The organism is Actinacidiphila sp. bgisy160 (assembly GCF_965342435.1).
Taxonomy (GTDB): Bacteria; Actinomycetota; Actinomycetes; order Streptomycetales; family Streptomycetaceae; genus Actinacidiphila.
Genome location: NZ_CBDRCM010000050.1, coordinates 26,410 through 38,864, shown reverse-complemented (window position 1 = coordinate 38,864; position 12,455 = coordinate 26,410). Strand labels below are relative to the sequence as shown.

12 protein-coding genes are annotated in these 12,455 nt (G+C 73.7%); 5 read left to right on the top strand and 7 right to left on the bottom strand.

What is annotated here, in order from left to right; translation table 11 throughout:
- Positions 1 to 4: 4 nt before the first annotated feature.
- The 3 genes from ACRWNP_RS29400 to ACRWNP_RS29390 all read right to left on the bottom strand — a co-directional run bounded on the left by ACRWNP_RS29400 (position 5) and on the right by ACRWNP_RS29390 (position 2,872).
- Positions 5 to 472 (bottom strand): DUF4442 domain-containing protein, encoded by a 468-nt coding sequence (locus ACRWNP_RS29400; protein ID WP_431966640.1) that lies wholly within the window; start codon positions 470 to 472, stop codon positions 5 to 7.
- A 69-nt stretch (positions 473 to 541) separates the two neighbouring features.
- On the bottom strand, positions 542 to 1,288 hold the full coding sequence (locus ACRWNP_RS29395; RefSeq protein ID WP_431966638.1) for a maleylpyruvate isomerase family mycothiol-dependent enzyme: 747 nt from the start codon (positions 1,286 to 1,288) through the stop codon (positions 542 to 544).
- Between the two features lie 345 nt (positions 1,289 to 1,633).
- A complete protein-coding gene (locus ACRWNP_RS29390) occupies positions 1,634 to 2,872 on the bottom strand; it encodes an MFS transporter (protein ID WP_431966636.1) in 1,239 nt (412 codons plus the stop codon).
- 17 nt (positions 2,873 to 2,889) lie between these two features.
- Between ACRWNP_RS29390 and ACRWNP_RS29385 the strand changes: the two genes are divergently transcribed.
- Positions 2,890 to 4,113, top strand: coding sequence for an ROK family protein (locus ACRWNP_RS29385; RefSeq protein ID WP_431966634.1), 1,224 nt, complete (start codon positions 2,890 to 2,892; stop codon positions 4,111 to 4,113).
- Positions 4,114 to 4,136: 23 nt separating this feature from the next.
- Here ACRWNP_RS29385 and ACRWNP_RS29380 read toward each other — a convergent pair whose 3' ends face one another.
- On the bottom strand, positions 4,137 to 5,033 hold the full coding sequence (locus ACRWNP_RS29380) for a DUF2797 domain-containing protein (protein ID WP_431966632.1): 897 nt from the start codon (positions 5,031 to 5,033) through the stop codon (positions 4,137 to 4,139).
- A 156-nt stretch (positions 5,034 to 5,189) separates the two neighbouring features.
- Between ACRWNP_RS29380 and ACRWNP_RS29375 the strand changes: the two genes are divergently transcribed.
- Positions 5,190 to 5,495, top strand: coding sequence for an SHOCT domain-containing protein (locus ACRWNP_RS29375; RefSeq protein ID WP_431966630.1), 306 nt, complete (start codon positions 5,190 to 5,192; stop codon positions 5,493 to 5,495).
- Between the two features lie 301 nt (positions 5,496 to 5,796).
- On the opposite strand, the gene ACRWNP_RS29370 is transcribed toward ACRWNP_RS29375, so the two are convergent.
- Both ACRWNP_RS29370 and ACRWNP_RS29365 read right to left on the bottom strand, forming a co-directional pair.
- Positions 5,797 to 6,354, bottom strand: coding sequence for an ATP-binding protein (locus ACRWNP_RS29370; protein WP_431966628.1), 558 nt, complete (start codon positions 6,352 to 6,354; stop codon positions 5,797 to 5,799).
- Between the two features lie 187 nt (positions 6,355 to 6,541).
- Positions 6,542 to 6,850 (bottom strand): hypothetical protein, encoded by a 309-nt coding sequence (locus tag ACRWNP_RS29365; protein WP_431966626.1) that lies wholly within the window; start codon positions 6,848 to 6,850, stop codon positions 6,542 to 6,544.
- A gap of 158 nt (positions 6,851 to 7,008) precedes the next feature.
- On the opposite strand from ACRWNP_RS29365, the gene ACRWNP_RS29360 reads away from it, so the two are divergent.
- The 3 genes from ACRWNP_RS29360 (at position 7,009) to ACRWNP_RS29350 (ending at position 10,893) form a co-directional block, all read left to right on the top strand.
- A complete protein-coding gene (locus ACRWNP_RS29360; RefSeq protein ID WP_431966671.1) occupies positions 7,009 to 8,106 on the top strand; it encodes a PLP-dependent cysteine synthase family protein in 1,098 nt (365 codons plus the stop codon).
- Positions 8,107 to 8,203: 97 nt separating this feature from the next.
- Positions 8,204 to 9,604, top strand: coding sequence for a hypothetical protein (locus ACRWNP_RS29355; protein WP_431966624.1), 1,401 nt, complete (start codon positions 8,204 to 8,206; stop codon positions 9,602 to 9,604).
- Positions 9,605 to 9,693: 89 nt separating this feature from the next.
- Positions 9,694 to 10,893 (top strand): hypothetical protein, encoded by a 1,200-nt coding sequence (locus ACRWNP_RS29350; protein ID WP_431966622.1) that lies wholly within the window; start codon positions 9,694 to 9,696, stop codon positions 10,891 to 10,893.
- Between the two features lie 482 nt (positions 10,894 to 11,375).
- Here the strand turns inward: ACRWNP_RS29350 and ACRWNP_RS29345 are convergent, their stop codons facing one another.
- Positions 11,376 to 12,239 (bottom strand): DeoR/GlpR family DNA-binding transcription regulator, encoded by an 864-nt coding sequence (locus ACRWNP_RS29345; protein WP_431966620.1) that lies wholly within the window; start codon positions 12,237 to 12,239, stop codon positions 11,376 to 11,378.
- Between the last annotated feature and the right edge of the window lie 216 nt (positions 12,240 to 12,455).

Genomic DNA, 12,455 nt, shown 5'->3' with positions numbered 1-12,455 from the left:
TCGTTCAGCGGGAGTCGTGCTTCAGGCGGACGTACAACTGCTTGCGGACCCTGGCCACAACCGTTCCGTCGCCGGTGACGACGTCGTTCTCGAACCACACCAGGGCCTTGTCGCCGCCCGCGGTGAGCTCCCTGATCTCCTGGAGCCGGTCCTCGGTCAGCTTGAAGTCCGCGAACACGTCCCCCTTGCCGGGTGAGACGAAGTCGATCTCGGCCGCGCGGTCCCAGACCAGGTAGTCGCGCCCGAGACGGTTCATGACCAGCAGCATCCAGAAGGGGTCGCTCATCGAGAAGAGCGACCCGCCGAAGTGGGTACCCACGTAGTTGCGGTTGAACCGGTGGAGCCGCAGCCGGACCCGGGCCGAACTCCAGTCGTCGGCGATGTGCAGGACGCGGATGCCGGAGAACAGGTAGGGCGGCCACCAGGTGATCGCGCGACGCAGGGTGGCGGGTGTCAGGGAACGTCGTGCCATGCGCCGACGCTAGCACGAGAAGTTACTCGCCGGTAGTTGGAGCGTTCGCCCCGCGCGGGGCGTGCCGACTCAGCCGATCGCCGCGGTGCGCCGCCACAGGTCGATCACGGAGGCATCTCCCGTCACCTGCAACTTCTCGTACGCGCCCCGGTTCCAGAGGGTGAGGTAGAGCTCCTCGGCGGTGCCGCTCACCGTGCAGTCAGCCGCGCCCGGCGCGGGCCGCTCGACGACCAGGGGATCGGCCGACAGGCGCGCGAGCCAGTCGTCCCGCGCGGCGTCGGTGTCCGTCGCGCGCACGCGCAGTGTCCTGGGCGTCCCGCTGCGGACCCGGCTCCGCGGCCGTACGTGAAAACCCGCGAGCAACTCATCGACCCCGTCGGCCGCGAAATCCGGATCCATCGGGGACGGGGCCCGGCCCAGGGCCAGTTCCGCGTCCACCCGGTGGATCGCCGTCTCGTGCGCCTGACGCCGCGCCCAGAAGGCCCGCGGCGAGGGGGCCTTGAGGAAGTGCCAGCAGTCCAGGTCGGCAGGCGCCGCGTCAAGGGCCGCGACCAGTGCCCGGTGGCCCTCGCGGAACCAGGGGAGCAGCGAGGCGTCACCCTCCGGGACCTCGGCCTCGATGGGCTCCGGCCGCCGACGTCCCTCCGCGACGAAACGGGTCGCCCAGCGGTGCACGACCCCTTGATGGCGGACCAGTTCGCGTACGCGCCAGCCGGGGCAGGACGGCACCTCGGTGTCGAGCCCGGCCGCTTCCGCCGCGTCGCCGAGCAGTCCTCCGTCGCGTCGCAGCACCTCGATGAACTCGGCTGTCTCCATGCAACGATTGTGGCAGCAGGCACTGACAGGCGGGCCCGCACCGGCGCTGCGCACATGGCGGCACGGCGCCGAGGACCGCCGGCGCAGCGGCCGCCGCCATCGACGCCATCCGGCCTCTACGGCCGTGGGCGGCTTCGGCCGGCCCGAGACCGGACCGCCGATGGCCTCGACGGGCGACCGGGACACGGGCGTCACGGCAAGGTGAGCAGGACGAGTGGTCCCAGACCGGGCGGCGGCGGCCCGGAGCCCTCAGGGGACGGGCATGTTCCCTCCGACTGCCAGGCGGCCCACGGGGAACCGCCCGCCATGGCGCTCCCCGTACGCGGGGAGCCCCGAGGCGGCGCGTCAGGCTCCGGCGGCCAGGGACGAATTGCGGGTCGTGTGCGCGACCGCGGCGGCCACCGCCGCCAGAGCGGCGACCGTGGTCAGCGCGACCGGCAGCCCGAAGGCGTCGGCGAGGAAACCGATGGTGGGCGGCCCGAGCAGGAAGCCCGCGTACCCCAGGGTGGAGGCGGTGGCCACACCACCGGGGCCGCCGAGGGCGCCGGCCCGGCCGATGGCCACGGGGAAGACGTTGGCGAGCCCGAGCCCGGTGAGCGCGAAGCCGGTCAGGACGAGCCAGGCCGCGGGGCCGAACGCCCCCAGCAGCATCCCGGCGCACGCCGTCAGCCCGCCCAGCACAACCGCCCGGGTCGGGCCGAACCGCAGCAGAAGGGCGGTGCCGGAGAGCCGTCCGACGGTCATCGCGAGGGCGACGGCGGCGTATCCGGCGGCCGCGAGCGCCGGGCCGGTGTGCAGGTCCTCCTGCAGGTGGAGCGGACCCCATTCGGTCAGCGCGCCCTCGCCGTAGGCGGTGCACAGCGCGATCAGCCCGAAGACGGCCACCGTCCGCCGGGCGCCGCCGGGACGCGCCGTGCCGTGGGCGCCCTCCCCGGTGACGGCCGAGGGGGCCGCGGGCTCCGAGGGACGGGGGACCGGGTACCTGAGCAGGAGCCGCCCGAGCAGCGCGGTGAACACGAGCCCGAACACCGCGACGCCGACGAGGTGCTGCGCAGGCGTCAGCCGTGCCGCCAGCGGTCCGCCGACGCCGGCCCCGACGAGTCCGCCGAGGCTGTACGCCGCGTGGAAACCGGGCATGATGGGGCGCCGCAGCGCGGTCACCAGGTCGACGGCGACGCTGTTCATCGCGACGTTCATGCCGCCGAAGCCCACGCCGAGCAGGAGCAGCACGAGACCGAGGGCGAGGGGGGAGTGGGTGAACGGAGGCAGCGCGACGCTCAGTGACAGGACGGCACCGGTGCCGATGGTCACCTGCCGGGCCCCGAAGCGCCGGCACAGCCGCCCGCTGGGGATCATGGTGGCGACCGCACCCGCCGACACGCCGAGCAGCGCGAGGCCGAGCGCTCCCGCCGAGGCGCCGACCTGCTCCTTGACGGCGGGAATGCGAACGACCCAGCCGGCGAAGACGAATCCGTCGAGGGCGAAGAACGCGGTGAGGGCGACACGGAGGCGCCGCAATGGCAGCGGCGGACTTGCGCGATCTTGCTGCGCGAGTACGCTCCGTATTTTGTTTAGGCTCGGCACAAAGTGAGAATAGGACTGTGACCCAGACTCGGACAAGGTTGGAGCGGGGCCGCGGTGCGCTCGGTCCCGCGCTCGCGCTCGTGCACACCGGGCGTGCCCCCACCCGCGCCGTGCTCACCGCCGAACTCGGCGTGACGCGGGCGACCGCGGGGGCCGTCGCCGCCGAACTGGAGGCACTGCGTCTGATCCGTGTCGACACCCGGCCGGGCGGACCCGCCGGCACGCAGGGCCGGCCCTCCCACCGGCTCGCCGTCAACCCCGAGGGACCCGTCGTCCTCGCCGCGCAGATCCACGCCGACGGATTCCGCGCCGCCCTGGTCGGCCTCGGCGGCCACATCCTCGCGTCCACGCCGGTCACCATGACCGTGCCCGCGGACCCCGCCCGGGTCCTCGGCGCCGTCGTCGAGGCCGGGGCGGAGCTGCTGCGCGCCTCCGGCCGGGCGTGCGCGGGCGCCGGTCTCGCCGTGCCCTCCGCCGTCGCCGAGCCGGAGGGTGCCGCGCTCAACCCCCTGCACCTCGCGTGGCCCGCGGGCGCGCCCGTGCTGGACATCTTCCGTGAACAGATCGAGCGATCCGGCATCATCGCCCCCAACGGGGCGCCGCCGCCGAGCTTCGTCGGCAACGACGTCAACGTCGCCGCGCTCGCCGAGCACCGGCACGGCGCCGGCCAGGGAGCCGAGCACCTGCTGGTCGTCGCCACCGGCCACCGCGGCGTGGGCGGCGCCCTCGTCCTGCACGGCAGGCTGCACACCGGCAGTGCCGGACTCGCCCTCGAGGTCGGTCACCTCACCGTCAACCCCGAGGGCCGCCCCTGCCATTGCGGCAGCCGCGGCTGCCTCGACGTCGAGGTGGACCCCCTGGCCTTCCTGGAGGCCGCCGGCCGCGTCCCCGGCCCCGAGGGCTCGCTGCCCGACCAGTGCCGTGCCCTGCTCCGCGAGGAGTACGACGACCCCGCGGTCCGCCGCGCCGCCGACCGCCTCATCGACCACCTCGGTCAGGGACTGGCGGGACTGGTCAACGTTCTCAACCCCGACCGGATCCTGCTCGGCGGCCTGCACCGCTGGCTGCTCGACGCGGCCCCCGAGCGGTTGCGCGCCGTCGTCGCCGAACGCAGCCTGTGGGGGCGCAGCGGCGCCATCCCGCTGCTCGCCTGCGCGCTGGACCACAACAGCCTCGTCGGGGCCGCCGAACTGGCCTGGCAGCCCGTCCTGGACGACCCGCTCACTGCGCTCGGCGCCTAAGGGCTCGGGGCCGCCGGCAGGCGTCAGAACAGTGGCTCCGGCGGTTCGGTGGCCTGCGGCAGAGCTCTGGTGGGCGGCGCCGGCAGGCCCTCCGCCGACGCGGTGAGCGGCCACCCCTGCACCAGGTGCGTGTCGAGCAGCAGGACACCGCCGGCCGGGCCGGCGGTGCGGAGGTAGAGGTCGCCTCCGGCCACCGCCACCACGGTGCCGCCCAGGGCGGTGCCCGGGGCGAGCCGGGTCACCGTGGCGCCGGCCTGCGGCGCGTCGGGCTCCAGGCCGAACACCGCCGCATGATCGACGGGTTGGAACCCGGTGGCGGTCAGCGTGTCCCGCCAGTCGGGGACGGCCGCCGCCGCCTCGTGGAGGGCCCGCAGCTCGGCCGATCGCGCGGGCGCGGGAGGCAGCGCGGCGCGGGCGGCGCGCTTCGCGGACGTCGCCACCCGGTCCGGGACACCCAGCACCGTCCCGAGGACCGACTCGGCACGACGCGCGGCCATCAGCGGGCCCCGGCCGAGGAACGTGAAGCAGATCGCGGCCTGTTCGAGCAGCCGCGCACTGCCCCGCTCGGCCGCCGTGATGCCGACCTTGCCCAGACCCGGACCGAACCAGGCCAGGTACACCGCGAAGGGGCGCGGGTCGTCCAGCCGCGTGTCCGCGGCCACGGACCTGGAGCGGTCCAGCGCCGCGCACTGCGCGCACTGGTCACTGCGGGACTGCGCCCGCAGTTCGCGGGCCTGCGGGCACGGAGTCCAGCGCCCCGAACGCCACACGCCCACGCACTGCCGCACCGCGCCCGGCTGCACGGCCAGCGCAAGAGGGTCGCCGAGGCGCACGGGACTGCGCCGGTCGCCGTGGCGCGGGTGCCACCAGGTCCACACCGGACCCCCGGACACCCATCGCAGACCTGTGCATCGCCACATGATCCGCATGCTAGGCGCAGGCACCGACAGCGGCCGTACTCCCCGGGTGGTATCCGCGGTGCCGCTGGCCGTAGGACGACCGGCGGGCCCGCACGGACCAGTCTCGTGGTGTCGGGAAACTCGGGAAACACGGCATCACCAAGGAGACGCCTCGCGATGGACGCCACCGCACTGACCCCGCTCGCCGACCACTGGGACGGGGGGCCCGGCCCCTGGATGCTGTTCTTCCCGCTGATCTGGGCCGCCGTCATCGGGGGCGTCGCATTCGTGCTGCGCCGCACCGGGTGGCGGCGTGGCCCCGGCCGCGGCCCCTGGCACGCCCGGGCCGCGATCGGCGAGCACTCGCCGATCGCGGTACTGGGCCGCCGCTTCGCCGCGGGCGAGATCGACGAGGACGAGTACTGGCGCCGGCTGTCCGTCCTGGACGAGCAGTTCGGCCGCTTCTCCAAGGGCGGGGAGTGATGACCGCCGCCCGCGTCGTCGACGCCGTCAAGACCTATGGGGCGGCCGACGCCCGGATGCGCGCCTGGACGGGGTCACGGCGCTTCGGACGGCGCGGGCACCAGCGCCTTCGCGGTGCCGCCCGTCCAGCTCGCGGGGGTCGTGCTGGTCGGCCTCGTCGCCGGGGTCCTGGCATGATGGCGCCCGGCCCGCCGCGCGCCGCCTGGACGTACGGGAGGGCCATCGCCGCGGAATGACTCCGCCGACGACGGCCCGGAGGGCCACGGCCGCCGTGCCCCTCCGGGGGTGCGGCGGCCGCGCGTCAGACCAGAACCGGTTCGGCCGCGGCCGGGACCAGGCGATCGAGCACCGGGGGCCAGGCCTCCGGCGTCTCGGGAAGCACCGGCAGCGTCCGCGGGGCGAGCTTGCGGACGACGGCCGCCGACACCTGCTCGGTCATCGTCCTGGACGAGACCGTGGCCTCGGCCCGGAGCGTGAACCACACGACCTTTCCACCGTCGTTGAGGGTCTCGGTGCCCCAGCTGTCGCTCATCGACACGACCATGGCGAGGCCGCGGCCGCAGGTGGCCAGGGGCTCGAACTCGCGGACCCGCGGCAGGCGCGGATCGTTGTCCGAGACGGCGACGGTGAGCCAGCCGGAGGCGAAGCTCAGCTCGACGGAACAGCGCTTGTCCGGCCGGGCGTGCCGGTGGACGTTGCCGAGCAGTTCGGTGATACCCAGCAGAGTGGGGTCGATCAGGGGGTCCAGCCGCCAGTACCGCAGCTGAGCGGCGACGATTCGGCGTACCTGCTGGATCCGGGACGGCAGTGCCTCAAGTTCCAGAGCACACTGCCGCTTACTGCCTTCTGAGCTGATCACGGCTGCGACTCCCTCCGCGGTGAGGGCGCCCCTGTGATCGGGGCATGCCCCGCCCGCATGGAATGGGAACACCTTTGCGGGATTGCTGTGAGTGACTGCTGCAGAGACTCCGTGACGCCACTCAAGGATCACCCCGATGGATGCTTACCGCAACTCCGCGAACGCGGAGAGTGCCGTTCCGTTCGTCTCAGCGGCGCACGACCCGCTCCCGGGCCGTGCGCAGCGCTTCCAGGAAGCGGCCCGCCGACGCCGCGCCCTGCGTGCGTAGCGTCAGCAGGTAGCCGGTGCCGTTGAGCCGTGTCAAAGTGCGGCGCCGCACCGCGAAACGCGGGGTCAGGGCGTGGACTTCCTCCACAGGCGCGCTGTCGATCTCCCGTCCGCGGCTGGTGAGCAGCACCAGACGGCCGTCCTGGATCAGGACCTGCCCGCCCCGGGTGAGCGACCGCAGCCGCCGCCCGATCCGCACCCCTGTGGCGGTGAACTCCGCTTCGGCCACGGTGCATCCCCTCCTTCGTCCGCTCGCAGTCTGCCCGCTCCGGGGGGCGCCGCACCAGCGTCCGCCTATGATCGGGACACAGGCGCGAACGGAAGGCGGCGCAGGTGAGCAGCAGCGAGAAGGGTGATCGCGAAGACCGTACGAGGACGCCGGAGGCCATGGCCACCATCGACGTGGACCGGACCGACCCGGACTACCGAGGGTGGCTCAAAGAGGCCGTGCGCAAGGTCCAGGCGGACGCCAACCGCTCCGCCGACACGCACCTGTTGCGCTTCCCGCTCCCCGACGCCTGGGGCATCGACCTATACCTGAAGGACGAGTCGACCCACCCGACCGGCAGCCTCAAGCACCGCCTCGCCCGCTCGCTCTTCCTCTACGGCCTGTGCAACGGCTGGATCCGGCCGGGCAAGCCCGTCATCGAGGCCTCCAGCGGCTCGACCGCGGTGTCCGAGGCGTACTTCGCCGCCCTGATCGGCGTGCCGTTCATCGCCGTCATCCCGCGCACCACCAGCTGGGAGAAGCAGCGGCTGATCGAGTTCCACGGCGGCCGGTGCCACCTGGTGGACGACCCGCGGACGGTCTACGAAGTCTCGGCCCGCCTCGCGCAGGAGACCGGCGGGCACTACATGGACCAGTTCACCTACGCCGAGCGCGCCACCGACTGGCGCGGCAACAACAACATCGCCGAGTCGATCTACCAGCAACTGCGCCTGGAGCGGAACCCCTGTCCCGCGTGGATCGTGGCGACCGCGGGCACCGGCGGCACGTCGGCCACGATCGCCCGCTACGTCCACTACCTGCAGTACGACACCCTGGTGTGCGTCGCGGACCCGGAGAACTCGGTGTTCTTCGACGGCTGGGTGAGCGGCGACGACTCCGTGTGCTGCGACCGGGGTTCACGGATCGAGGGCATCGGCCGCCCCAGGGTGGAGCCGAGCTTCGTGCCCGGTGCCATAGACCGGATGATGAAGGTGCCGGACGCGGCGTCCGTGGCGGCGGTCCGTGCCCTGGAGGCGGCCATCGGGCGCAAGGCCGGGGGGTCGACGGGCACCGGCCTGTGGAGCGCCTTCAGGATCGTCTCGGAGATGGTCGCGGCGGGCCGCACGGGCAGTGTCGTCACCTTGCTGTGCGACCCTGGCGACCGGTACCTCGACAAGTACTATTCCGATGCCTGGGTCGCCGAACAGGGCCTGGACATCGCGCCGTACGCCGTCACCATCGACGCCTTCCTGAGGTCGGGGAGCTGGCCGGACTGACTGACCCGGTCCGTCCGTTCCGTTCTGTTACGTCGCGGTCACCCGGGGTCCGCCGGAGTACCGGCTTCCCTTCTCCGGGCGCTCTTAGCGTCCCGATATGACGATCTCTCAAGTGGCGCCTCCGGCGGTCGCGCCGCCGCCCCCCGTGCCCGGTGCCCCCGCGCCGCCGGCGGGCCGGGCGCCGGTACCGCCCGTCCGGGAGCGGCGACGGCGTATGCCGCCCCCGGCGCGGCTGGCCGTCCAGGCGACCGCCGCACTGGTCGCCGTCCTCGCCCTGTGCCTCGCCGCGGTCATCGGGGCGGTCACCGTCCGGTCGGACGCCGAGCAGCTGCGCGACACCTCCGCGCACCGCGCCGCCGTCGCAGCCGAACTCCGCTTCGCCCTGGCCGACCTGGACGCCCAGCGCGCCAACCAACTGGTGCCCGGCCACGCGGTCGACGACCCCGAAGTGTCGGTCGGCAACCGCCTCCTCGCGCTCATCACCGCGCAGCAGCGCCGTGCCCAGGTCAGCGACCTCCTCCGGCAGCTGGGCGGCGACGAGGCCCATGCCGCGCAGGTGCGCGGCATCCTCGACCTGCTCGGACGCTACGACGAGGCCAGCGGGCGCGCCGCCTACGTCGACGAACAGCACCATGACCGGGCCGCGGGCCACCCACCGGCGGCCGCCGTCGCGTTCTCCGCCGAGGCGGGCGACATCATGCACAGCCACCTGCTGCCCAAGCTCGCGGCCCTGGCGGAGGACTACGACGCCCAGGCCACCATGGCGTCGCGCACCGCGCGGGACGCCGCCGTGCGTTCGGCCGTGGCCGTCGGCATCCTCGGCCTGGTGGCCGTCGCCGTACTCCTATGGTGGCAGCGGGACCTGACGCGCCGGTACCGCCGGATCCTGAACCCGGCGCTGGTCGCCGCCACGGCCGCGGCGCTCGGGGTCACCCTCGCCGGTGTGGTCTCCTTCACCGGCGCCGCCGCCGACCTCGAGGCCGGCACCCGGGACGGGCTGCGCCCCTGGTCCCGGCTCGCACAGGCACGCGCGGTGGCGGCGGACGCCGCCGCCACACAGAGCCGCTGGTTCGTGGGCGGCGCCGAGCCGCAGCAGCGCGCCGAACTCGACGCGCTCAACCGGAGGCTGGACGGTCTGCTCGCCCCCGGCGGCTGGGCCGCGGCGGACGAGCGCCCCGTGTATGCCGACGTCAACGAGCGCTACGGGCACTTCCGCACCGACGACCGCAGGCTCGTCGAGCTGATGGCCGCCGAGCGGGTCGACCAGGCGGCCGTGGTGCTCACGGACGTCGGGCGCGGCGAGGTGGGGTTCGACTTCTGGGACTTCGCGACGACCCTGGAGGTCCTCGCCCAGGACCAGCTGGCCGACTTCCACGCCCGCACGGATGCCGCGCACTCCGCGCTCGACGGCTGGCCCGTCGTTCCCCCGGTTGTCCTCGGCATCGCCGCGGCCCTTGTCGTGGTGGGTGTGCGGCCGCGGCTCGCGGAGTACCGGTGAGGTAGGAGAACGGTGCCGGCGGGGCTTGTCGGGAAACTGTGTTCGGCTATAGAAAGTCCTGTCAGCCCGATCTTGTGAAAGAGCCTCCGGTGACCACCACCCCGCCGCCCCCCGACGACCCCTCAGTGCCCGACGACGTCTGGGCCCGGTTCATGCAGGACACCGAGGCGGAGATCCGGGCGTCGGCGCCCAAGGAACCCTCCGCGCGGGCCCGCATGGTCACCGAACGGCTGCGGCGGCAGGACGAGGAGGCGGCGCGCCGCGCCAAGCGCCGGGGGCGCGGGACCCCGCTGCCCGCCCGGCCCGAGGGCTGGCGCACCGGCCCCGCCGTCTACGAGGTCGAGGAACGCGGCTCCCGGCGCCGCAGGTGGCTCGGACTGGCCGGCGTCCTCGTCGCGGCAGGGGTGCTGCTGTTCGCTCTCAACCCGGGCTGGGCGCTGGACGCGCTGCGTGGCAGCGGCGGCGGCAGCGCGGATCCGGAACCCACGCCGCTCCCCGTGGAGACGGCGAAGCCGACGGGCGCCCCGTCGCAGGAGGCGTTCCCCGACACGCCCACGCTCAAGGACCCCTTCGCAGGCTCCCCGGCGAAGCGGTACGCCGACGGCGCCGAGGGGATCGTCCCGCCGAAGGCGCGGCCGGCCGGCTGGATGACGTCGGCGCAGGTGACGGCGGCCCTGAAGAAGGTCAAGGCGTACCTGGTCGACACCAACCTCGACCCGGCGACGCTGCGGGGCGAACGGCCGGACGACGCCCTGGGGATGCTCGACCCGAGCCAGCGAGAGCTGCGCTCCCGGTTCGAGACGGCCTTCCGCAAGCCGACCGAGAAGAACGACCCGCTCCGGCTCGCGGTACGCTTCAAGCCCTCAGAAGTCGTCCTGGCCGGGGACGTGGTCAAGACCCGCGGCCGGATGACCTTCACGAAGGGCAAGGACCGCGCCGTCGTCGTGCACGCCGACTACACCTTCGTGTACCCCGTGGTGAAGGCGGAGCCGGAATCCACCGAGGTCGCCCGGACGATCATCCGCCGCATCCTGGACGTGGAGTTCCCGGACCCGTCCCGCTACCGGGTGACGCCGGGCAAGTTCGCGATCACCCGCTACGACGACGACGTCGCCAACTCGGCCTGCTTCGTCCACGACGGCTGGCTCCACCCGCAGTTCGCCTCCGACGCCTCGTCGGGTGACGACGCGGGCCGGTCGGGACCCACCGTGGATCCCTACGACCGCAGCAGGGACCTCAAGGCCGAACGGTCCCGGTTCGAGGGCTGCGGCACGGTCTCCCGCACCTGAGGCCTGCGGCCCTGCTCGGGAGGCCGGCCGGCGGTCCAGCGCGCGGACCGCGGAACCGGAAGACAGGCCGAGGCCCGGGTGTGGGACGGGAGCAGGAAGGTGCGCGGGGGCGGTGGACCGTCGGCGGTGAAGGTCCAGCGCACACGGGGTGCAACCGGCCGGGGGAGAGCGCCCACTCCTCCGGCAGGGCGCGCAGGCCCGGGGCGTTGGTGGCATCGACGCGGTGGGCGAAGCGCCGCGGGGGCTCGTCGGCGGGCACGGTCTTGGTCGGTCGGGACGGCGGCCGTGACGGCGGCCGTGACGGCGCCGAACCACGCCGTCCAGCACTCGGTTTCCTTGGCGAGCGCGGCGTGGACGGCGTCGGGCGGTGCCGTGACATCGGCGGCGGAGGCGAGGCGGTGCGGCGCCGTGGTGAGGAATCCCAGGCCGATTCGGCGTGTGGGGCGCACCGCGCGCGTCATGGGAGGGCAGTTGACGTCTCGTCAGTTGTCTGCGTGACCCTCGCCGGGAGCTCCGCCCGGCTCCGCGTCCCCTGGCTCGCCGGCGACGATCAGGTCCGACAGGTGCTCGGCGATCTCCGCCCGGAGCACCTCGGGGATGCCCGCGTCCGTGACGAGGGTGTCCACGTCCTCCAGCGAGGCGAAGGAGCTCAGGCCCACGGTGCCCCACTTGGTGTGGTCGGCGATGACGACCACCCGGCGGGCGGAGCGGACGAAGCGCCGGTTGGTCTCCGCCTCGGCGAGGTTGGGGGTGGACAGGCCCGCCTCGACCGAGATCCCGTGGACGCCGAGGAAGAGCAGGTCGAAGTGGAGCGAGCCGATCGCCCGGTCCGCGACGGGGCCGACGAGGGAGTCCGAGGGGGTGCGCACACCGCCGGTGAGGACGACGGTCGCGGCGCCCTCGCGGCCGCCGGCCGCGCCGCGGGCCGCGAAGTGGAAGACGTCGGCGACGCGCACGGAGTTGGTGACCACGGTGAGGTCGGGCACGTCGAGCAGGTGGCGGGCGAGGGCGTACGTCGTCGTGCCGCCGGTGAGCGCGATCGCGCTGCCGGGGGTGACCAGACGCGCGGCGGCGCGGGCGATGGCCTCCTTGGCCCCGGGTTCCAGGCCCGCCTTCGCCTCGAAGCCCGGTTCGTGGCTGCTGGCCGGGGCGACCGGCACGGCGCCGCCGTGGACCTTCTCGACCACGCCCTGACGGGCGAGCGCGTCGAGGTCGCGGCGCACGGTCATGTCCGACACGTTCAGCTTCCGGGTCAGCTCGTTGACCCGGACCCCGCCGCGCCGCCGGACCTCGTCCAGGATCAGCGCACGCCGCTGTTCCGCGAGCAGGTTCTGGTTGTCGCTCACCCGAGGTCCCGTCCCATCCTCTGATGTGATCCCGATGCTGCCCGGACCGGCAGTCTCGCCATCCTTCCACGACCTCCCCCGCCGGACAGGGGGTGAAGGGCGCGGGGTGACCGGTCCCACAAGCACCGCCTGTGACACGTTCGGGTGGCATTCGTGAACACCTCTGTCCAGTACTGGTACGCGTGCCCGATTCTGAATACGCGCGATGCCGTACGC

Bases quoted from the DNA above. Each gene is read 5' to 3' on its own strand.
- ACRWNP_RS29375 (WP_431966630.1), top strand. From the start codon at position 5,190: ATGGACGCCACCGCACTGACCCCGCTCGCCGACCACTGGGACGGGGGG.
- ACRWNP_RS29355 (WP_431966624.1), top strand. From the start codon at position 8,204: ATGACGATCTCTCAAGTGGCGCCTCCGGCGGTCGCGCCGCCGCCCCCC.
- ACRWNP_RS29395 (WP_431966638.1), bottom strand. From the start codon at position 1,288: ATGGAGACAGCCGAGTTCATCGAGGTGCTGCGACGCGACGGAGGACTG.
- ACRWNP_RS29380 (WP_431966632.1), bottom strand. From the start codon at position 5,033: ATGTGGCGATGCACAGGTCTGCGATGGGTGTCCGGGGGTCCGGTGTGG.
- ACRWNP_RS29360 (WP_431966671.1), top strand. From the start codon at position 7,009: ATGGCCACCATCGACGTGGACCGGACCGACCCGGACTACCGAGGGTGG.
- ACRWNP_RS29400 (WP_431966640.1), bottom strand. From the start codon at position 472: ATGGCACGACGTTCCCTGACACCCGCCACCCTGCGTCGCGCGATCACC.